At 63.0% G+C, this 21,701-nt stretch carries 14 protein-coding genes, 1 tRNA gene and 1 pseudogene; 8 read left to right on the top strand and 8 right to left on the bottom strand.

Annotated features, from left to right (window positions below; translation table 11 throughout):
- Window positions 1–11: 11 nt before the first annotated feature.
- A complete protein-coding gene (locus GRX03_RS06180; RefSeq protein ID WP_159763337.1) occupies window positions 12–1,022 on the bottom strand; it encodes a tyrosine-type recombinase/integrase in 1,011 nt (336 codons plus the stop codon).
- Window positions 1,019–1,426: a DUF5805 domain-containing protein gene (locus GRX03_RS06175; protein ID WP_159763336.1), complete on the bottom strand. Its 408-nt coding sequence runs from the start codon at window positions 1,424–1,426 to the stop codon at window positions 1,019–1,021. Before GRX03_RS06175 ends, GRX03_RS06180 begins: the two co-directional genes overlap by 4 nt.
- A 1,649-nt stretch (window positions 1,427–3,075) precedes the next feature.
- On the opposite strand from GRX03_RS06175, the gene GRX03_RS06170 reads away from it, so the two are divergent.
- Window positions 3,076–4,125: an SMP-30/gluconolactonase/LRE family protein gene (locus GRX03_RS06170; protein WP_159763335.1), complete on the top strand. Its 1,050-nt coding sequence runs from the start codon at window positions 3,076–3,078 to the stop codon at window positions 4,123–4,125.
- A gap of 48 nt (window positions 4,126–4,173) precedes the next feature.
- Here the strand turns inward: GRX03_RS06170 and GRX03_RS06165 are convergent, their stop codons facing one another.
- The 3 genes from GRX03_RS06165 to GRX03_RS06155 all read right to left on the bottom strand — a co-directional run bounded on the left by GRX03_RS06165 (window position 4,174) and on the right by GRX03_RS06155 (window position 10,743).
- Window positions 4,174–5,145 carry an NAD-dependent epimerase/dehydratase family protein gene (locus GRX03_RS06165; protein WP_159763334.1) on the bottom strand — a complete coding sequence of 324 codons (972 nt, stop codon included), beginning with the start codon at window positions 5,143–5,145 and terminating at the stop codon, window positions 4,174–4,176.
- Window positions 5,146–5,214: 69 nt separating this feature from the next.
- Entirely contained in the window at window positions 5,215–9,762 is a 4,548-nt protein-coding gene (gene gltB, locus GRX03_RS06160; RefSeq protein ID WP_159763333.1) for a glutamate synthase large subunit, read from the bottom strand.
- A 234-nt stretch (window positions 9,763–9,996) separates the two neighbouring features.
- Complete coding sequence (locus GRX03_RS06155) at window positions 9,997–10,743, bottom strand: hypothetical protein (protein ID WP_159763332.1); 747 nt, start codon at window positions 10,741–10,743, stop codon at window positions 9,997–9,999.
- Between the two features lie 208 nt (window positions 10,744–10,951).
- Between GRX03_RS06155 and GRX03_RS06150 the strand changes: the two genes are divergently transcribed.
- The 3 genes from GRX03_RS06150 to GRX03_RS06140 are packed head-to-tail and all read left to right on the top strand — an operon-like array spanning window position 10,952 to window position 12,358.
- On the top strand, window positions 10,952–11,857 hold the full coding sequence (locus GRX03_RS06150; RefSeq protein WP_159763331.1) for a 3-hydroxyacyl-CoA dehydrogenase family protein: 906 nt from the start codon (window positions 10,952–10,954) through the stop codon (window positions 11,855–11,857).
- Between the two features lie 58 nt (window positions 11,858–11,915).
- Complete coding sequence (locus GRX03_RS06145; protein ID WP_159763330.1) at window positions 11,916–12,089, top strand: HVO_2753 family zinc finger protein; 174 nt, start codon at window positions 11,916–11,918, stop codon at window positions 12,087–12,089.
- Window positions 12,090–12,091: 2 nt separating this feature from the next.
- The gene (locus GRX03_RS06140) at window positions 12,092–12,358 is read left to right on the top strand and encodes an elongation factor 1-beta (RefSeq protein ID WP_159763329.1); all 267 of its coding nucleotides are present in this window, start codon (window positions 12,092–12,094) and stop codon (window positions 12,356–12,358) included.
- Between the two features lie 42 nt (window positions 12,359–12,400).
- On the opposite strand, the gene GRX03_RS06135 is transcribed toward GRX03_RS06140, so the two are convergent.
- The 3 genes from GRX03_RS06135 to GRX03_RS06125 all read right to left on the bottom strand — a co-directional run bounded on the left by GRX03_RS06135 (window position 12,401) and on the right by GRX03_RS06125 (window position 18,385).
- Window positions 12,401–13,246: an NAD+ synthase gene (locus GRX03_RS06135; RefSeq protein ID WP_159763328.1), complete on the bottom strand. Its 846-nt coding sequence runs from the start codon at window positions 13,244–13,246 to the stop codon at window positions 12,401–12,403.
- A 47-nt stretch (window positions 13,247–13,293) separates the two neighbouring features.
- A complete protein-coding gene (locus tag GRX03_RS06130; protein ID WP_159763327.1) occupies window positions 13,294–16,344 on the bottom strand; it encodes an FAD-binding and (Fe-S)-binding domain-containing protein in 3,051 nt (1,016 codons plus the stop codon).
- Between the two features lie 142 nt (window positions 16,345–16,486).
- Window positions 16,487–18,385 (bottom strand): L-lactate permease, encoded by a 1,899-nt coding sequence (locus tag GRX03_RS06125; protein ID WP_233739858.1) that lies wholly within the window; start codon window positions 18,383–18,385, stop codon window positions 16,487–16,489.
- Between the two features lie 463 nt (window positions 18,386–18,848).
- On the opposite strand from GRX03_RS06125, the gene GRX03_RS06120 reads away from it, so the two are divergent.
- The 4 genes and pseudogenes from GRX03_RS06120 to GRX03_RS06105 all read left to right on the top strand — a co-directional run bounded on the left by GRX03_RS06120 (window position 18,849) and on the right by GRX03_RS06105 (window position 21,670).
- A tRNA-Gly gene (locus GRX03_RS06120) sits at window positions 18,849–18,918 on the top strand.
- Window positions 18,912–19,205 (top strand): annotated as a pseudogene (locus GRX03_RS06115) (IS6 family transposase); the annotation flags it as partial. The gene GRX03_RS06120 and the pseudogene GRX03_RS06115, both read left to right, overlap by 7 nt.
- A gap of 205 nt (window positions 19,206–19,410) precedes the next feature.
- Window positions 19,411–20,337, top strand: a complete 927-nt coding sequence (locus tag GRX03_RS06110) for a hypothetical protein (protein WP_159763326.1) — start codon at window positions 19,411–19,413, stop codon at window positions 20,335–20,337.
- Window positions 20,338–20,389: 52 nt separating this feature from the next.
- Window positions 20,390–21,670, top strand: coding sequence for a sulfatase-like hydrolase/transferase (locus GRX03_RS06105; RefSeq protein ID WP_159763325.1), 1,281 nt, complete (start codon window positions 20,390–20,392; stop codon window positions 21,668–21,670).
- The last annotated feature ends 31 nt before the right edge of the window (window positions 21,671–21,701 follow it).

The following is a 21,701-nucleotide window of genomic DNA, read 5'->3' as shown; positions in this document are numbered from 1 at the left end:
CGAACGCAGAGTTACAGTAGCGAGTAGATATTGTCCTGATATACCGTCCGGATGCGGTCGCCCCAGTCGTGGGTGTACGTATCGATCACGTCGGTTGCGACATCGCCGCGCAGGTACTTGACCACGCCGCGGTCACCCGTTCGATCCCGGAGATGTGTGGTGAAAAAGTGTCTGAAGTAGTGGGGTGTGACGTTTTCCTCCGGCCCGCCGTCGTCGTGATACCAGCCGTGCTCCCGTGCGCGGCGTTCGACCATGTGATGGACCATATCGGGAGTCAGCCGCCGTCCCCAGCTATCGCTCGTCGAGACGAACAGCGGATCAGCGTCGGTTGTCGCGTCGGGCCGGATCCGGAGCCACGTATCGAGCACATCTGCGAGTTCCCCGTCGACGGGGAGTGTCGTCGCCCGCTTGCGCTTGTTCGAGGCCGTCCGCCGCTCGCCGTTGTAGACGGACCCTGCCGCGGGCGTGTCGTCGACGAATATCGAGTTCGGCCGGCCGTCGAGACGGGGTCTGTGCTCGCCGTCTCGGTCCGCGAGCGAGAGATCCCGTAGATCGAGATTACAGAGTTCACCGGCCCGCATCCCCGTTTTCAGAAGCGTGACGATCACTGCACGCTCCAGCGGATGGGAGAGTTCCGCGACGAACCCCCGCATGGCAGGCACCGAGATATCCCGGCGTGCGGGGTCAGTGTTGATCTGTTCGTCCATCTCTTCGACGACGACGGACATCGGGTTGTCGTCGAACTCGGCGACGCGAACCATGTAGTCGTAAAACCGGTTCAGGTAGGAGGCGTAGGTGGCGACCGTGCTCTCGCCGACATCTCCTCTGAGCTGATGGATATACGCCATACAGTCTCTGTGATTTGCCTCCTCGACACTCAACCCCCGCGAGTCGAGATACGCCTCGAAATCCGCTAACACGCGCTCGTAGGCCTCCTGCGTCCGTTCCGTCTTCCCCTGGTATGCGATATCTTCGATGAAGTACTCGAGGTGGCTCTGGGCCGAACGGTCGAGTTCACTCATGATTCGTCCACCAGCACGTAGCCATCTTCACGACCGCTGTACCGCACCTGATTCCTGTCCTGTAGCTCCTGGAGCGTGTCGTCCAGTCGGGCCTCGATATCGTCTGTGAGCGCCGCCAGCAGTTCGTCCCACGACAGTGCGTCCTCGTCGTCGAGAAGCGACGTGATCTCCGCCGAGAGAGATTTGCCCTCTCCTTCGGTCGACTCCGCCGCCAGGTCGTCGTCCGGGAGTAGATCCGGATCGTCTCCGATCTCTCGTCGCCCGGCCTGGACCATCGTCTTGACGAACTCGCTGCGTGACATGTCCAGCCGATCAGCGTGGTCGTCCCACAGATCACGCTGGTAGGCCGGAACGTACGTCTGGACGACCGTTCGAGAGGTATCGACTTCGCCGTCACCGCTCATATTCGCCCTCTCACACCCCGGCCACATTAATCTACTGTCAGACTCACAGCTAAATGCCCTTATTTGTGTGTCTGCTATCCTATGTAGTACACAATATCGTTCTATTACGCTTACCGACTTCGTGTTCACAGCTAAAAAATTCGGGCGGGCGAAGTGCCATCGCTCGCTGCGCACTCAGTGGCTGGCAGGGGTCACGATAGGGGACGAACACTACCTACTGCAATCCGTACGATTGGTGTTGATAATCCGAACGAAGACGCGTAGCCATATCACGCTCGAACCCCTGGAAACAACAAGAGAATGGCGACCAAACAGGCGTTTTATATCCGGGCGGCTATATCGGAATGGTCGCCAGCTCCGTACTCGATCACAGCAATTGGTTGATGCGGTTCGAGGGATTTCGACAGACCGCTCGACATGCGGCGAGTGCCCACACCGTCGGTGATGGATTTCCCGTGTGAATTACCAGTTGGTTCGTCGTCTGTGTATCCCGCGGCTGTGGTGGTCATCGACTGCGGGGAGAGACTCGCTTCCATCCGGTCTAACAATTCGTCACCCCCTCACAGACACTCCGTGTGAGGCAGCGACACATCAGCGATAACCGGATTTTCGGGCCGGCGGATTCAACAGACCGGCACGACCGGACCAACTCCGGCGAAGCAGGGGCTCGGAAAGAATGCTCTGTTGACATCACTGATATCCCCACCGTTCCCGGGCAATAATCTGATGACTCCACGTCGCCTAACTAATGGGTGTTACCGAGTCCTGTCTCGAGGATCGCATCAGCGTCGTCGGTTTCGGTCGAGGTTCCGCTGTGATACCGTCACGCGCGAGGACGGGGTGATCTCTCGCTGCTCGCTCGGTCCGTCTCACAGGTGGCTAGACGAACCTGTCGTCGGTCGGCCCGCCGCCGATTCCGGCGTAACCGGATGAGCGAGGGATCGGTCGGACTTCGTTGTATCCGAATGGTAATGACTGTCCGAACGACTCGACGTCAGCCGAGTGTTATATCTGAGCGTGAGCCCCTTCTTCATCGGCCGGTGGTACTTCCGAGATCGAGTATCGAAACCGACCACTTCGTCGACGATACCCCGCAGACCACGGGTCGCATCGATCTTCTGGTGCTCTGACTCCCCGAACCCTGAATTCCGTCGCGGTAGCGTAAGGCCCTCCCGGAAACTCGGAACCAACTCCGTGGAGAACCGGGACGACAGTACCTTCCCCGGAAGAACACGACTGACGGCTCATTATCGAAGTGTGATTCGACAAACTGGGATTCGAGGGGATCTATTTCGATGCGTTCGCTCGGATCGTCCGCTGCTGTCGTCTGTCTGTAGAACACACGATAGTCCGAAACAACTCGCATATCTGTTCAAATATCTTTACATTTTTGTTGATAGGATATTGTTATGAAGATGTTACGTTCCCACAACTGGTGGGCCTTGTCGAACAAATAAACCATATATCACTATATCAAGTCCGAGTCCGGTCACCGGGGTTCAGCGAGCGATTCGGGACCGGAATTTCGCGTCTCCCGTGCTGGCCGTTTCGGGCGTCCAACGCGGACGCCGTGACCGGGGAAATGCTCTTGGTCCAGCCTTCACACGAAGGGACGTATGGTAGTTCGCTTCATCCGGCGACGTCCGCTATTGAGTGTCAGCGCAATACTCGGGACGGTAGCGGTCGCGCTGAGTCGAGTCGACTCCCGTACCGACCCCCGGGAGTGGCATCCGCCGGACCCCCCGGAACTGACCGGGGCACTGGCGCAGAACTGGAAGTTGGGCGCCGCGGAAACGGTCGTTCGCTGTGACGGGCCGGAGGATGTCGCCTTCGACGACCGGGGACGGCTGTACACCGGAGTGGAGGACGGCGCGGTGCTCCGAACGGTCGATCCCGTCGAGGACGGCCGGGAGATGCAACTGGAAACGTTTGCCGAAACCGACGGGCGACCCCTCGGTATGGAGTTCGACGGCGAAGACCTGTTCGTCTGTGCGGAAGATGCCGGGTTACTGTCGATCAGCCCCGACGGCACGGTCCGGACGCTGACCGAAGAGGCCGGCGGTCGGGAGATTGCCTTCGCGGACGACCTGTACGTTGCACCGGACGAGACGATTTACTTCACCGACGCGACTGTCCACGACATCTTCCAGGACGAACTACTGGAACTTCAGGACACGGGGCGTCTGCTCGCGTACGATCCCGAGACAGCGGAGACGAGGGTCGTGCTGTCCGACCTCGGCTTCGCGAACGGAATCTGCCCCCACCCGGACGGTGAGTCGGTGCTCGTGACCGAGACCTCCCGGGCGCGGGTGACGCGGTACTACTACGACGGCGACCGCGAGGGTGAGTCGGAACTGTTCGCCGACAACCTGCCGGGCTACCCGGACAACATCGAGGCGGGAGCGGACGACACCTTCTGGCTCGCCGTGCCGACGCGCCGCCAGGAAGCCCTCGAAGCGTTGCACGCCCACCCGCTGGTCAAGCGGCAACTCGGAAAGCTCCCGGAGTCGGTTATCGAGGCCGCGCCGCTGGAGCCGTACGGGCTCGTCCTCCAGCTAGACGCCGACGGCGAGATACTCGACAGCCTCCACGACCCCGACGCCGACGTGTTTGGTATCACCTCGGCGACGCCGCGGGACGGGTCGCTGTATCTCGGCTCGCTGTTCGGAGAACGCGTCGTCAGATACGACCTGGACTGACCCGGACGCGAGTTCGCGCGCCTTCCAGATCCGTCTGAACGGTGCCGTTCACAGCGAGTCCAGAACCTGCTCTTCTGTCTCCCGGTCGGGGCCCGGATCGCGTTCCGGTTCTCCGGACCACGCGACGGTCCGTTCGATCGCCTCACGCGGTGAGAGGGGCTCCCAGCCGATGTCCGCCAACTTCGCCGTCGAGAGCACGTGCACGTCGGGGTTGTACAGCGGGAACTCCGTCGACTCCAAGCCGGCGGTTGCGAGTTCGCGGTCGTTGACCTCGACGAACTCGGGGTCGGTGCCGACCGCCTCGGCGGTCTCCTCGAGTAGATCCTGAAGTGTGAGCACCCGGTGGTCGCCGGCGTTGTACGCTTCGCCGGGCGTGCCGTTCTCACCGACGGCCCGAATCGCCCGGACCGTGTTGTACACGGAGACGAGGTGATGGATGTTCGTCCCGTCTCCGGGAACGAGGACGCGGTCGTACTCGCTGATTCTGTCGACCCAGTACTGGTAGCGGCCGGTGTAGTCGTGCGGGCCGTAGACGATGGTCGGACGCACGCTCATCGCGTTCACCCCGTTCTCGGCGGCCTCGAAGACGATCCGATCGCCCTCGGCCTTCCGCGGCCCGTAGCTCTCGTGGCTGTCGTCGACGGCCTGTTCGCCCGAGCAGGGTTCCAGCGGCGTCTCGCCCTCCCGTTTCGGGATGACGTCGGGTTCGTAGACCGCACCGCTGGAGACGTAGACGTACGCCTCGACGTCCTCGAAGGCCTCGACCGCCAGTTTCACCTCGCCGGGGTAGTACGCCACACAATCGACGACGAGATCCGGTTCGACGGCTTCGTTGGCCTCTTTCAGCGCCGCGCCGCTGGTCCGGTCGCCCGTGTAGTGGTCGACGCGGTTGTGGTCCGCGAAGGGGTTCTCCCGGGTGCCGCGGTTGAACAGCGTCACGTCGTACTCCGCATCGAGCAGTTCGTCGACGAGATGGCGGCCGATAAAGCGGGTGCCACCGATAATGAGTGCGTCGTCCATACTGACGACATCGACCGACAGGGGTGAAAACGCTCCGATTCCGACGGAGATCTGTCCGATCGCTGGCAGTTAATCCGCGTTCGAGTGCATCGTCGGGGAGAGTTCGCCCGCTTCGAGCGTCGCGGGTTCGGGGAGTTCGTTGCGAACGTCGTCGCGCTCGCGGTCCTCGATGACCTCCGCGTACGCGTCGGGCATCACTCGCGTGAAGTTCTCGATCTCCTCCTCCCAGTTCGCCAGCAGTTCCTCGGCCCGTGCCGAGTCGGTGTAGGCGGCGTGGTTCTCGACTAAGCGGGTCAGCATCTCCCGGTCTTTCTCTTCGAGGGTACCCGACAGCGAGACCATCCCGGTGTTGGCACGGTCGGCGAAGGAGCCGTCGGGGTCGTAGACGTAGGCGACGCCGCCGGACATCCCGGCACCGAAGTTCTTGCCCGTCTCGCCGAGGACGGCGATTGCACCGCCGGTCATGTACTCACAGCCGTGGTCGCCGACGGACTCGACGACGCCTTTCACCCCAGAGTTCCGCACGGCGAAGCGCTCGCCGGCGGCACCGTTGACGTAGCACTCGCCCTGGGTCGCGCCGTACAGCGCGACGTTGCCGGTGATGATGTTCTCGCTCGCGTCGTAGCTGGCCTCCTCAGGCGGGCGGACGATCAGTTTGCCTCCGGAGAGGCCCTTGCCCAGGTAGTCGTTCGCGGAGCCGACCAGTTCCATCGTCACGCCGTCCTGGGTAAAGGCACCGAAGCTCTGTCCGGCCGTCCCGTCGAATCGGACGGTCAAGGTGTCCTCCGGCAGCCCCTCGACGCCGTGGCGCTCGGAGATCTCGTTCGACAGCGTCGCACCGACGGCGCGGTTGACGTTCTCGATCTCCTTGGTGAGCGTCGTCGGTTCGCCGTGTTCGAGCGCACTGCTGGCCTCCTCGATGATCTCCCAGTCGAGTTGCTCGTCGACCTCGTGATCCTGTTCCTGGGTCTTGTAGCGGTCGACACCGTCCGGTCGATCCGGCTCGACCAGCAGCGAGGAGAGATCGAGTTTCTTCGCTTTCTCCTGTTTGATGTCGTCGCGCTGGTCGAGCACGTCGACCCGGCCGATCATCTCCTCGAGCGAGCGGAAGCCGAGGTCGGCCATGATCTCGCGCAGTTCCTGCGCGATGAAGGTCATGTAGTTGATGACGTGCTGTGGCTGGCCGGGGAAGCGCTCGCGGAGCTTCTCGTTTTGGGTCGCGATGCCCACCGGACAGGTGTTCTCGTGACACTGCCGGGCCATCACACAGCCCGAGGTGACCATCGACGCGGTCCCGAAGGTGTAGCCCTCGGCACCGAGCAGCGCCGCGATGGCCACGTCACGGCCGGTCTTCATGCCGCCGTCGGTCGTCACGCGGATCCGGTCGCGGAGACCAGTCTCACAGAGGAGTTGGTTGGCCTCCGCGACGCCGAGTTCCCACGGGACGCCGGCGTTTTTGATGCTCGTCTTCGGCGAGGCACCCGTGCCGCCGGAATCGCCCGAGATGTGGACCACGTCGGCGTTGGCCTTCGCGACACCGGCGGCGATGATGCCGACGCCGGCTTCCGCGACGAGTTTGACGTTGATGTCCGCCTCCGGATTCGAGGCCTTCAAATCGTGAATCAGCTGTTTGAGGTCCTCGATGGAGTAGATGTCGTGCAGGGGCGGCGGCGAGATGAGTCCCACGCCGGGGGTGGAGTACCGGACGTGTGCGATCATCTCGTTGACCTTCTTGCCGGGCAGGTGGCCGCCCTCGCCCGGCTTCGAGCCCTGTGCCATCTTGATCTGGAGTTCGTCCGCGGCGGTCAGATACGTCGAGGTGACACCGAACCGTCCCGACGCGACCTGCTTCGTGTGCGACTCCTTCTCGGTCCCGAACCGTTCGGGCGGTTCGCCGCCCTCGCCGGTGTTGGACTTGCCGCCGATGCGGTTCATCGCGATGGCGTTGTTCTCGTGCATCTCCGGCGACAGCGACCCAAGCGACATCGCCGCCGTCTCGAAGCGTTCGACGATGGAGTCGACGGATTCGACCTCCTCGATCGGCACCGGCTCGCGGTCCTCGCCGTCGAACTCGAGCAGTCCGCGCAGGGTCGCGAGCTGTTCTTGCTGGTCGTTGACGAGTTCGGCGAACTCCTTGTAGGTCTCGTAGTCGCCCTGCCGGACGGCCTGCTGGATGGTGCTCACCGTCTCGGGGTTCCACTGGTGGTAGATGCCGCCGGTCCGGTTCTCGTACTCGCCGACCCGCTCCATGTCGGCGTCGTCGGACCAGGCGACCTCGTGGCGGTCGAGCAGGTCGGACTCGATCTCGTCGAGACCGATTCCCTCCGTCCGGTTCTCCGTCCCCTCGAAGTACTCGTCGATGAGATCCGAGGAGAGGCCGACCGCCTCGAAGATCTGTGCGCCCTGGTAGCTCTCGACGGTCGAGATTCCCATCTTCGACATCGTCTTGAGCAGGCCGTCTTCGACGGCGTTGATGTAGGCGTCGATGGCCTTGCTCGGGTCCGCGCCGTCCGGTCCGGCGACGAGGTCGGTGATGGTCTGGTAAGCGAGGTACGGATTGACGGCGCCCGCACCGTAGCCGATCAGCGTCGCGAAGTGATGGACCGCACGCGGGTCGCCGGATTCGAGCACCAGCCCGATGTGGTTGCGCTGGCCGTTGCGGACGAGGTGGTGATGGACGCCGCCGACCGCCAGCAGCGACGGGATCGGGACGCGCTTTTCGGCGTTCGTCCGGTCAGAGAGGACGACGACATCGTGTTCCTCGGCCGCCTCGGAGGCGTCCGCTCGGACGCGCTCGACGGCGGATTCGAGGTCGTGTTCGTCCGGGTCGTAGGTGATGTCGACGACTCCCGTCGACATCCCGTTCTCACCGAGGTCCTTGATGTCGGCCATCTCTTGGTCGGTCAGGATCGGCGAGTCGAGCACGAGTTGCCGGGCGTGTTCGGGCGTCTCGTCGAGGAGATTACGCTGGTTGCCCAGTCGGGTTTCGAGACTCGTGACCAGTTCCTCGCGGATGTAATCCAGCGGCGGGTTCGAGACCTGCGCGAACAGCTGTTTGAAGTAGGTGAACAGCGGTCGGTTGAACTGCGATAGCACCGACAGCGGCGTGTCGTCGCCCATCGAGCCGATCGGATCCTTCCCTTTCTCGGCCATCGGCTCCAGCAGGTGATCGATCTCGTCGTAGGTGTAGCCGTAGGTGGCCTGGTGTGCGCGCAGTTCGTCGACGCTGTGTTGTGGCGTGTTGTCGTCGCTCTCGGAGATGTCGTCGATCCGGACCTGCTCTTGGTCGACCCACTCGCCGTACTTGTCGTCGACGAGGTCATCGAAGACCTCCTCGTCCGGAACGACTCGGCCCTCCTCGGGGTCTGCGAGGAAACACTGACCGGGCTGGAGACGGCCGCGCTCGCGGATCTCGCTCTCGTCGTAATCGAGCGCGCCGACTTCCGAGGACATCACGAGCGTGTTGTCTTCGAGCACGTCGTACCGGCAGGGGCGGAGACCGTTTCGGTCGAGCACCGCGCCGACGCGTTCGCCGTCAGTGGCGGCGACCAGTGCCGGACCGTCCCAAGGCTCGACCAGCGAGGCGTGGTAGTCGTAGAACTCCCGGCGCTTGCCGGAGACGTTGTTCTGCTCGCCGCGCCAGGCCTCGGGAATGAGCGTTCGGAGCGCGTGCGGAAGCGAGCGCCCGGACTCCATCAGCAGTTCGAGGGCGTTGTCGACGCTCGCGGTGTCTGACTGCTCCGGATCGTCGATGATCGGCTTGATCTTCTCGATGTCCTCGCCGAAGGCCTCGTGTTCGATGTCCGTCTCCCGGGCGCGCATCCAGTTGATGTTCCCCTGGATGGTGTTGAACTCCCCGTTGTGGATGATGTTCCGATAGGGGTGTGCGAGATGCCACGCACCGAGGGTGTTCGTCGAGAAGCGAGCGTGCACCATCGCGAAGGTCGAGTGCATCCGCTCGTCGGACAGATCCGGATAGTAGTCCTCGACCTGTTCGGCTTTCAGCAGTCCCTTGTAGACGACCGTCTTGTGATCGAGGGAAACGATGTAGAAGCGCTCGCTGCCCTCGGGCTGTTCCTCTTCGATCGTGTTTTCGACGACGCTTCGACCGACGTAGAGCTGGCGGCTGAACTCGTCGCCGCTCAGCCCCTCCCGGGACGTGACGAAGACCTGTTCGATCTCCGGCTCGGAGTCCAGAGCCGTCTGGCCGAGACCGTCGTTGTTCGTCGGAACTGAACGCCAGGCGAGCACGTCGAGCCCTTCCTCGTCGAAGAGATCCTCGATACGAGATTTCAGGTCCGCACGGGCGTCGTCGTCCTGTGGGAGAAAGAGCGACCCGACGGCGTACTCGCCGGGGTCCGGGAGATCGACGTCGAGTTCACCAGCGAAGAACTCGTGGGGGATCTGCAGAAGAATACCCGCACCGTCTCCGGTCTCCTTCTCTGCACCGGTCGTGCCGCGGTGCTCCATACACTCTACAAGTTCGAGTCCGTCGCGTACGACCTCGTGGCTGCTCCCGCCGTCGAGGTCCATCACGACGCCGACCCCACAGTTAGACCGAGCGTCCGTGGGATCTGCGAGACCGTCCTGACCAGTCTCCATGCGTCGGTCTGTCATATCACCAGTATACATGGGCCGCAGCCATATCAGGCTATTCCTGAAATCCCTCTCCTATCTTATACCGAAATAAGGTGGTATTATGCCACTAATATATCTCCGTGCCGCCGGCTGTCGGCCGTTTCAGACGTTCTCGCGGAGACTGTTTATCAGAATGGCTAGGGATTTGGGTCCCGTCGGGTGATATGGCAGTACGGGGTGAAGAGTCACCCTCCACAGTGTTGTCGAGGGGACTCACAGCCCCGCGAGATTCTGCCGAAGTTTGATCGTCGCCGTCATCAGTGCCGTCGCGGTCATAATCAGAAAGACCAGTTGGACGTGCAGGACGATCGTCCGGTTGGTTCCCAGCGGAATCGCGAGCGCGGCGACGCTGACCAGCGCACCGAACGTGAGCACCGGGAGCAGATGCCGGACCAGCGAGTCGAGCATCGTCCCCTGGAGTCGCGTGCTCGAAATCTGCCGTCGGAAGAAAAAGACGCCGTACGCGAGAAAGCCGACGCCGGTGAGCCCCTGGATAACAGCCGAGAGCCCGGACTCGCCGAACACCACCGTCAGCACGACGTAGAGGGCGATGCCGCCGATAAATCCGAGCCGCACGGCCTGGTCGATCTGTGTCGCGTTCGCGCCGACGTCCCCGGCGGCGGTCACGGAGATCTGGCGCAACGAGAGGACGAGAAAGAGGATCATCGCCAGCCAGATCCCGTTTTTCGGCCCGATCCGGATCGAACTCACGATTTCGAGAAGCCAGGCCGAGGCGTAGACCGCACCGAGAGCTCCGATAAACTGGAGATACCGCCAGATCTCCCGCTGTGACTCGATCTGGCTCTGTCGCCGGTTCTGGTTGGCGTAGTACGAAAACCGCAGGCCGAGGGCGGCGAGCAACGAGACGCCGAGAAACGTGATGAAGGTCAGCGTCGGGTCGCCTTCGACGAGATGGACCCCGAACTCCACCGACAACGCGATCGATCCAGCATCAGTCATTCTCATCTAACCTCCGTGTGGGTGTCCGACGCTCGCATCTCCGACGGGAGCCCGCGCCGTCCGTGCGATACCGGATGCTTCTCCGCGGAGCCGCTTTTATGTTTGGGCGGACCTATCAGAGCGAGGGAATCTCTGCGCGGCCGCCGAAACTATCAGCAATCAGAAACGGCCACGAAGGCTTACAGTGCTCGGGCAGATCTGAGCGAGTATGAACGTTGCAGTGCTCGGATCCGGAAGGGCGGGGCGGGACATCGCGGCCCGGTGTGCGCGCGCCGGACACGCGGTGAGCCTTCAGGCAGACGACGCGACGGACAGGGTCGACGATATCGAGGGACTGCTCATCGACGCCGTCGATGCCGGAGAGCTGAGCGAGGACCGCAGAGCGGAGGCGCTCTCCGAACTACAGGCAACGACGGACCTCGGCGGTGCGGTCTCCGACGCGGATATCGTGATCGAGACAGCGACCGCCGACACCGAACAACTGCAGGAACTGTTCGCGGATGTCGAGTCCGCGGTCGACCGAGACACGCTGATCGTGACCAGCCAGCCGGCGGTCCCGGTGACGGCCGCGGCGGCGGGGTTGCGACAGCCCGACCGTGCCTTCGGGATGCACTTCGTCGACGCGCCCGGCGCAGAGGTCGTCGAACTGCTCGTTCCCGAGCAGACCGGGGCGGAGCCGACCGAACGGGCGGAGTCGTTCATCGCGGAACTCGGGGCGACCCCGGTTCGGATCCGAGACACGCCCGGGATGGCCTCCCGGCGGCTACGACTCGCCGCCGAAGTGGAGGCGATGCGGGCCATCGACGACGGGATCACCGACGTCGAAAGTGTGGACACGATTCTGGAGGAGGGGTACGACCACTCGGACGGGCCGCTCGTTCAGGCCGACCGCGCCGGCCTCGACCGACGGTTAGAGGAACTTGCGGAACTCGCGGAGGCGCTCGGACCGCGTTTCGAGCCGCCGGAGATTCTCGAATCCCTCGTCGAAGCGGGCAAGACGGGCGCGAACGTCGGTGAGGGGTTCTACCGCTGGGAACGCGGCGAACCGGTCGAACCGGCCGTCGGGGTACGGCCCGGCGACGGGGGCGACTCCGAGGAGTCGCCGCGGCGGTGACCGTACCTCTGCGAGTGACTTGGCAAGGGTTAAAACCGGGGCTACGGTAAAGAGGTACATGAGCCAGACAGATCAGGAGCAGAAGTGCATCTCCTGTGGCATCCGCATTGCCGGGACCAATGCGGCCTCGTTCGCATGCCCGGAGTGCGGCCACGAGATCCACCGCTGTGCAACGTGTCGCAAACAGAGTAACCTCTATCAGTGCCCCGACTGTGGGTTTACAGGACCATAACCATGGGAAAAGTAGCAGCCGCAATCAAGGTCATGCCGCAGGATCCGGAGATCGATCTGGATCAGTTGCAGGAACGACTCGAACAGAACCTCCCCGAAGGCGCGAAGATCAACGGCTTCGACCGCGACGAGGTCGCCTTCGGTCTGACCGCGCTCATCCCGACGGTCATCGTCCCGGACGAAGCCGGCGGAACCGAGGCCGTCGAAGAGGCCTTCCAGGGCGTCGAGGGCGTCGAGAGCGTCTCCGTCGAAGACGTGGGTCGCCTCTGAACGAGACGGTTTCTGCGGGTTTTTCGCTCCGGTAGCGACGGCTCAGTACAGCGGTTCCGGCCCGGGCGGTGCCTGCCGCTTGTGAGCGCTGGTCTCGTACAGCGCACGCACGTCCTCGACCAGCGCCGTATCGACGCCGATTTCCCGCGCGGTGGCCGTCGCGGAGAGCGGTCCGTCGACGTGCAAGGCGAGAATCGAATCCAGCGTCTCGTAATCGAGTCCGAGTTCGTCCTCGTCGGTCTGATCCGCCCAGAGTTCGGCGCTGGCCGTCTTTGCCGCCAGATCCTCGGGGACGCCGACGTGACGGGCGAGCTGGCGGACCTGCCCCTTGTAGAGGTTCGCAATCGGATGGCAGTCGACGGCTCCGTCACCGTACTTGGTGAAGTAGCCGACGGCGGCCTCGCTTCTGTTGCCCGTCCCGAGTACGATCCCGTTGCGTCGGTTGGCCTCGAAATACGACGTGACTGCGCGCAGCCGAGCCCGGAGATTCCCGACGGCGACCCGGGTCTGGTCGTCCTCGCCCGCGTCGATCGAGACGTTCGGGTTCGCTTCGAGGACGGCCTCGACGAGCGGCTGAATCTCGATCACGTCGTACTCGATATCAAGCAGTTCGCTCGCCACGCGTTCGGCGTCGCTCATGTTCTGCTCGCGGTTGACCGTACTCGGGAGGACGAGTCCGTAGACGTTCGCGGTCCCGAGCGCCTCGACGGCGAGATGTGACGTGAGTGTACTGTCGATACCCCCGGAGAGCGCGATGACGGCCACGTCGGCACCGGCGGCCTCGTACTGGTCGGTGATGAACGAGGTGATGTGGCCGCGGTGCTGTTCGAGTTCGGCCTCCGAGAGGCGCAAATCGAGCGGGGCGTCGGCGCTGGCTGTCTCGGTCATACTGGATCTTCGGGAGGACCGATAAAAAATGGCCCGTCCGGTCCGGCTCAGTTCCCGCCGGGCAGGGCCGCGGCGACCTTCTGGATCGGGTGCGGCGGTTTCCCGTCCCGGCCCTCCTCGGCGAGTAACTGCGAGCGACAGGAGGTCCCCGGCGCGACGACGGCGTCGGCTTCGACGTCGCGCAACTGCTCGAACAGCATCTCCCCGACGGCCATGCTCATCGAGTAGTGTTCGGCCTCGTAACCGAAACTACCGGCCATCCCGCAACAGGTCGAATCGACTTCCTCGACATCGTAGCCGGCAGTTTCGAGCACGGAGACGGCGTGGTGGTCCCGTTTGATCGCAGTCTGGTGGCAGTGGCCGTGGTACGCGAGCCGTTCCGCCGAGTCGGTCTCGACGCCGTCTACCAGATCGAACCGGTCGAGATACTCCATCACGTCGTAGGTGTTCGCGGCGACGGTCTCGACAGCCGGCCCGGAGAGCAGATCCAGGTAATCCGAGCGGTACATCGTCGCGTCCGAGGGTTCGACGCTGACGACGTCCCAGCCGTCTTCGATTCGCGGAGCGAGGGCAGCGACGTTCTCGCGGGCGGTCTCCCGGGCGTGGTCGATCATCCCTTTCGAGTGTGCGGGCCGACCGCTGTCGGTCACCGTCGTCGACACCTCGACGTGGACGCCGGCGGCTTCGAGGGCGTGGACGGCGGCTTTCCCGACCTCCGGCTGAGTGTAGTTGGTGTACGGGTCCGCGAGCACCAGCACCTTCCGGTCGGCGAGGTCGGCCGGAACCTGCGGGCTGCGGTCCGCGGCCCACGACTGGAAGCTCCGGCGCTTGAACTCCGGGAGGTCCCGCTCGCGGGCGATTCCGAGCGCCTTCTCCATCAGGAGATCCGACCCCGGGAGACTCGTCGCCCAGTTCGACAGGGGGGCAAACGTGCTCCCGAGACTGTACAGCGTCTCGACGTTGGCGAACAGCCGATCCCGCAGCGGAATCCCCTCGCGGTCGTGCTGCTCGTGGGCCACCTCGGTTTTGAGTTTGGCGAGGTCGACGCCGCTCGGGCAGTTGCGCTTGCATCCTTTGCAACCGATACAGAGATCCAGCACCTCGGTCATGAACTCCTCGGAGGTCGGATCCTCGGGCAACTCGCCGCTCATCGCCCGGCGGAGCATGTTCGCTCGGCCGCGAGTGGAGGTGATCTCCTCCTGTTCGGTCGCGCGGTAGGTCGGGCACATGATGTCGCCCGTCGTCTCCTGATGACCCGTACAGCCGCCACAGCCGTGACAGAGTTCGACCATCCCCTGAAAGCCGTTCTCGTTGTCCCAGTGTAGATCCGGCTCGAAGCCCGCGTCGAACTCGTAGTCGGCGTCGTACCGGAGGTGGTCGGCGGGGTCGTGGTCGCCGCAGACGTTCCCGGGGTTCAACAGCCCCTGGGGGTCGAACGTGTCCTTGAGTCGCTGGAACCGCTCCCAGAGCCGGTCGCCGTAGAGTTTCCGGTTCCAGCGGGTGCGGGCCCGACCGTCCCCGTGTTCGCCCGAGACCGAGCCGCCGTACTCGATCACCAGGTCGGTGATCGACTCCGAGATCGAAAGCATCGTCTCGACGCCGTCCTCGTCCTTGAGGTTGAGCAGCGGCCGGATGTGCAACACGCCCGGCCCGGCGTGGGCGTAGTATGAGGCGAAGGTGTCGTGTTCGTCGAATAGCTCCTGGATGTCCGCGACGTACTCCGGGAGGTTCTCCGCCGGCACTGCGGTGTCCTCCACGAACGGCCAGTGCTTGTCGTCGCCGGTCCGGGAGAGCAGGATCGGGAGCCCCGCTTTGCGCATCTTCCAGAACTTCTCCTGGCGGGTTTCGTCGTAAGCCTCCAGCGCATCGACCGCGTGAACGTCTGCACCGCTCCGCTCGGCCGCCCCTTCGGTCGGTGCGAGGCCGCTCTCGGGAGTGGCACTCGGCAGCCGATCAGCCAGGAGGTCGGCGACTTTCTGCTGGCCCGCTTCCGGAGAGTCCGCGTAGAACTCGACCAGAAGGGTCGAGTCGGTCCCCTCGGGAAGCGTCTCGACCAGCTCGGAGAACTCCGCCGTCTCCCTCGCGAGATCGAGCAGTACGTCGTCCATCACCTCCACGGCCGCCGGATCGTGCTCCAGGATCGGTGCCACGTCCCGCATCGCGTCGAGCACGTCGTCGTAGGTGAGCAACACCACCGACTTCTCGGCCGGAATCGGCTCCAGCGAGACTTCCGCCTCGGTGACGATCCCGAGGGTGCCCTCACTGCCGGCCATGAGGCGGCCGACGTTGACCTCACCGCGCTCGCGGGCATCCTCGACCAACTTGTCCAGGTTGTATCCCGAGACGTTCCGGGTGAGGTCGGGATACTGCCGTTCGATCTCCTCGCTCTCTTCGCGGAGGATGCTCGACACCTCGGCGTAGATCTGTTCCTCGATGGGATCGTCGTCCGTGACGTCTGCGGCCCGGTCGTGCAGTTCCTCGACATCCATCCAGCCGAACCTCGTCACCGTTCCGTCCGCGAGGACCACCTCGACCTCTTCGAGGTAGCCGTCGGCCTTCTGGTATTTCAGCGAGTGTGCCCCGGTCGAGTTGTTCCCGATACAGCCGCCGAGGACGCTCTTGTCGCCCCACGCCGGATCGGGTGCGTACTTCAGCCCGTGGGGTTCGAGGGTCTGGTTGAGTTGAGCGAGGGTGATTCCGGGCTGGGCGCGGGCGAGGCCCGCGTCGGGGTCCACGTCGACGACGGCGTGCATGCGTTTCTTGAAATCCAGCACGACCGCTTCGTTGACCGCCTGCCCGGCGAGACTGGTGCCGCCGCCGCGGGGCAAGACGGGGATGCCCTCCGCGGCGCAGTACTCCATCACGGCCTGTACGTCCGCGGTCGAAACAGGCGCGACGACGCCGACGGGAAGTTGCTGGTACGCGCTGGCGTCGGTCGCGTAGAGATTCCGTGTATACGTGTCGAACCGGACCTCGCCGTCGACGCGGCGCCGCAGGTCTGCGAGTAGCCCCGGTCGTTCGACCTCGTCACTCGTGTACTCGTACTCGCTTCGGGGATCCGCGGCCGGGTCGGTCCCCGGATCTCTCGCGTCACTCATACCGTCTCTCCTCCGCGCTCATCGTCGACAGGTACGTTCCCCATGACATTTGCTGGCTTTACTCGTGTACACACTTCTGTGTTGCTTCGATTCTCGTCAAAAAAGCGTCGAGAACCGTCGGTGAGACGGCGGTTCGTTCCCGTCAGATCAGCGGCAGGATGGTGAACAGATCCGGGAACACGACGAAGGAGAACAGCATCGCCAGGATCCCGACGAAGAAGGCGTAGTAGGCAACCGGGATCAGGTTCAGCCTGATCACGCGGCCTTCCTGCCCGACGAGGCCGACCGTCGCCAGCGCGGCGACGAGGTTGTGAATCGCGATCAGGTTACCGATCGCACCGCCGACAGCCTGTGCGCCGACGACGATCTGTGTCGGCACGCCGATCTGCTGTGCGGCGGTGAACTGGAACTGCGCGAAGGTGATGTTCGAGACGGTGTTCGACCCGGTCATCGCGGCCCCGAGCGCACCGATCAGCGAGGCGAAGAACGGATACACGTCACCCAGCGCATCGGCGGTGGCGACCGCGAGCACCTCGATCATGTTGGCGTTGCGCCAGATGGTGTCGCTGTCCGGGGAGAGTGAAACCTCGCCGGTCTGCTCGGCGAGACCCTCGACGCCGTAGTACGTCCCGGTGTTGAGCATCACCTGGACCATCGCGATGACGAAAATCAGCGCGATGAACGGCGCGACGAGTTTCTGACCCGCCTCGGCCCAGGCGTCTCGGACCTGCTCGCCGGACATGTTGAAGATGCCGATTGCGGCGATACCGGAGACGAGCAGCCAGAATCCGGGGACACTGACGAGTCCGATTCCAGCGTCGAGAGCGCCGAAGCCGAGGATGTCGTTCCAGTTCAGGACGACACCCACCTGGAAGGTTCCGAGCCCCGAAATCGTGAACTCGACGGCGTTCTCGGGGTTGCCGATCGGGTTCGAGATTGCGTCGACTGCCCGCGTGATGACCAGCAGCACGACCAGCAGGATGTACGGGGACCAGGCCTTCAGCAGCGACATCTCCTCGCTTCCGTCCTGGGCCATCTCCTCGCCGCCGGGTTCGATGTCACCGACCCAGTGGTCGGCCCAACTGTCTCGGTCGGGGAAGGTCCACTCGTCGTCAGGCAGCAGGTAGCCCGCACGCAGTAGACTGACAGTGAAGGCACCGCCGACCATCGATCCGATCAGCGACGGGAACTCAGCGGTGATGAACCACGCCGAGATCCAGTACGGGATGGCGAAGGAGATGCCCGCGACCAGACACAGCGGGATCATCTCCCGGGTCGGTTCGAGCGAGCGCTCCTCGCCGAAGAAGTACGTCACCATCGCAACGGCGATCAGCGGCATCATGAAGCCGACCAGCGCGTGATAGGTCGCCGCCCACGCCGCCACCTCGACGGCGTACTCGGCGGCGTTGTCAAAGCCGCCTTCCGCGATTGCGGCCGGATAGCGACCGCTGGACAGCGGCGATTCGATCCCCACGATGATCGGGGTTCCGACCGCGCCGTAGGTCACCGCGATGATGTGACCGATGATCGCCGCGATGACGGCCGCAAGCGCCGGGAAGCCGAGCCCCAGCAGCAGCGGTGCGACGACCGCCGCGGGCGTCCCGAATCCCGCGGCTCCCTCGATGAACGTCGCCATGAAAAAGCCCAGCAGGACGATCTGGACGCGTCGATCCTCCGAGACGCGGGCGAACCCTTTGTTGATCCGATCCAGCGCCCCGGCCTGCAACATCGTATACAGCAGAATCAACGCGCCAGCGACGATGAACAGAATCTCCAGGGCTGTCATGACACCGACGATTGAGGACGCCGCGACCCAATCGAGCGGGACGTCCCAGACAAGCAGCGCGATTACGACCGCCGCCGCCCACGCAATCGGCATCGCTCTCGTCGCGGACCACAGGAAGCCGACGAGCAACACCGCGGTAATGAGCAGCGGTACCGCCGCGAGCAACAACTGCGTCGGTCCTGCTTCGCTCGCACCGGGAATCGCGCCGTCACCGGCCTGTAACAGGACCGTCGACAGCGTCATCGCGTCGATCATCGCTGACCGACCTCAGTTCCCGTGCGTCGTTCGACAACTGTACTCTCTTCGGTCTGATAGTGGTATCCGTGCATACGTTGATCCCCCGCGTGGTGTGCGGATGCACTCTTGACGACTTAGGGACACCGATTACTCCGTGTCACTGACACGCTTGTGACCCGATTCCACACCGTGCCCCGGTCCACATTGAAACACCGGGGATTAAAATCTATCCAAAAGTTGCTGAATGTTTTAAATTTCGATTATAAACACACCAGTATAAATTCAAGTTGTGTCCTGGCTCGACGAGAGCGACGACCCTTCGCCGTGTCGACTTGGGTTTCAGAGGGTGTGGTACTTGTCACAGCGGTGTCACCGCTGGGAGAGGTCAACGGATGTGTCAGTTCGAGTTATCGCTTCGGACTCATCGGATCACAATCCACAGGATTTGTAAGCGTTGCCACGGATGTTTCGCATGGGGCGAGCGCCGGTGGTCTAGTGGTAGGACATGAGCTTCCCAAGCTCATAGCCCGGGTTCAATTCCCGGCCGGCCACAAATAGCGTTCTCGCACAACAATTTCTTGCGACACTCCGCGCGAAACACGACGTTGACGACGCTGTGTTTCTCATCGACGGCTCGCATTCGTTGAAAGACGCTTGTTCTCGTCACGGCCTCGATCTCCGCGTCGAACGTCACGGAGATCGCAACAGCGCTGAACGTGTCTTTCGAGAAGTAAAACGACGAACCTCTTCGTTTTCAAACTGTTTCAGCAACGCCGAAGCAGAAACTGCTGACGAGTGGTTACGAAAATTTGCCTTCGCGTGGAATCAGCTTATCTGAACACTATGGTTCGAACCATCCTGACGCAGAACAGCACGTCGCGGACCTCGATATCGATTCGTTCCAGCACGGCCACCAGATTACCTTCGACCCCGATATGGCCGGACTGCGCCACGATGCGAACAGGGGCTATCGCATATACGACACGATTAGAGAGGCGTGCAGACCGGCGATCCGAAACGATTCTGTCGATAGTGTCATGCATATGCACGCCGACGCTTGGCAACTGTCCGAGGAGGGGTTCGAGGAAATCAGAACCGAAATGACGGAGTTCGATGCCGCCGTCGCGTACAAATCGTCGACACGAAACTTCATCCAGCGACACCCACCGGGAAGCGTCATGGATCAGTTCTTCGTCCTCGACGCCGAGCGGGCGAGATCGGCCGAAGTGTTCAAGCGCTCGCCGCTGGACTTTCCGCCGCCGATCTCTCCTCACGAGACGCTGATGGCAATCTGGGTCTCTGCGTTCGGCTGGAACGACATGTACCAGTACTCGACGCGACAGGAAGAAGAGTACTGGGACGGAGAACCGACGATGGACTACCACAGCGGCACCGGGTCGAATCCCGTGCGACCGATGATGTACAACCCCGAGTACGGACAGCTACACATCGCGGCAGAAGACTTCTCGAATAGCCTCGGACGACAGCTTCAGGCTAGCTACTTGCGCCGCCACGACATCACCGAGGGGGGGACCGTCGAGCAGTTCCTCGACGACTACGGCATCTCGGACCGACAGTTGCAGCGGGAACTCGCCGACTACTGCGAATCAGTCGACAGCAGACTATCACGGTACGGGCTGTCTATGGAGTCGTTCAACCGGGACCTGCGGCTGATCGAGGCGTTTCTCGACGACGACAGGTCGACCGTTGATCGAGTGAAAAAGTCGATCCGTCTGAATACGGAAGACACCACCCTCTGGGAGATCCTGTCGGGATTGCAAACGCTCGTCGGCGACACCCTGGGTGACGATGATGAACCGGACTGCTACGACAGTGTGCCCGTACGGAAGGGGAGATCCGAAGCGTCGATGAACGAGATATATACCGAACTGCTCGATGCGGACGACTATCCATCCCAACTCCGTGACGGCACCTTCGTCGATGATGGCGACACCGGGGACAGTCACTGACAACCCACCGTGTCGGTAGCCTTATTACTCTCTTCGGTCCTCAGTTGGGGACGTGCAGCGGGACATAGTCCTGATAACGGTCGACTGTTGGCGGTCGGACACCCCGAACCAGATGTCGGCACTTCGGGAGCAGACGGCGGCCGACGGTTGGACGGTGGGCGATGCTGTCACGCAAGCGGCGTCGACGCTCTGGACGTTTCCAGGGATACTGGCGGCTAACTACCACAGCGATGTGCTCCGGGTCGACGGTCCGGTCACCGTCGAAAATGTCCACGTCGACGACGACGTCTCGCTCCTCCCAGAACGTCTCGCAGACGAGGGCTACGAGACCGGTGCGTTCGCCGCATCGAACCCAAACCTGGACGTTTGGCAAGAGTACTTCGACACGTGGCGGAACAGCGACCTGGAGCGGTTTCCGGACGCCAGTTCTGTCGTCTACGAACTCGACTACTACTCTCACCTCCTCGCACAGCGGCCACGCGTGGCCGCGACAGAAGTCGCGCAACTCGCACGAAAGTGGTTCGAGAGCCGTTCAGGGCCGCGGTTCTGCTGGCTGCACCTCATGGAACTGCACTCACCCTACTATCCGGGTCTCCGAAAAGCGCTGGACGTGGGGCTACTGGATGCGTACCGCGCCAACCGTCGACTAACGAGGGGGTCGAAACGCAGTCTGTTGGATTCTCCGGACGCCGACAGGGTTGTCGACGTACTGGAAGCGCTTTACTACAAGACCGTCGAACGACTAGACGAACAACTCTCGACCGTGTTGTCGTTCGTTCCCGACGACGCCATAGTGGTTCTCGTCGGAGACCACGGCGAGGAATTCAATCACGGCTGGTTAGAACACACCCGTCTTTACGACGAGTGTGTCACAGTACCGCTTTACGCTCGAAACCTCGACGTCGACGCCAATCCGGTCCGACACATCGACATCGCACCTGCGATACTCTCGGAACTCGGGCTGTCGGTTCCAGACGACTGGGCGGGTACCGCGAAGTCGGACGCCACCGAAACTTCGTTCTTGGTCGAACCGTCCACTGGCGAACTAGAGTCGGTTTTCACCGGGATTCGAACGGCAGATCGGAAAGTCATCGAACGCCGGCCACTGGACAATCCAGCGAGGGTGGAATCCGTCGAGTACTACAACCTCGACACCGACCCTGAAGAGAGAAATTCCCTCTCCGAACCGGACGCTGCCGCCAGAGACGCCCGTGACGAACTCCACCAGTTCCTCGACGACATCACGTACGGCCTCGACCAGTACAACACGTCCGGCAACGTAGGGGTCGACGGAAACGTCGAGCGACGACTGGAAGAACTCGGCTATCGCTGACACCTCGTACGGACTTCGTGCCGGTTTCGTC

Source organism: Halovenus carboxidivorans, from assembly GCF_009831575.1.
GTDB lineage: Archaea > Halobacteriota > Halobacteria > Halobacteriales > Haloarculaceae > Halovenus > Halovenus carboxidivorans.
Note: the sequence above shows the minus strand (reverse complement) of the source record. Positions and strands in the feature narration are given on the sequence as shown.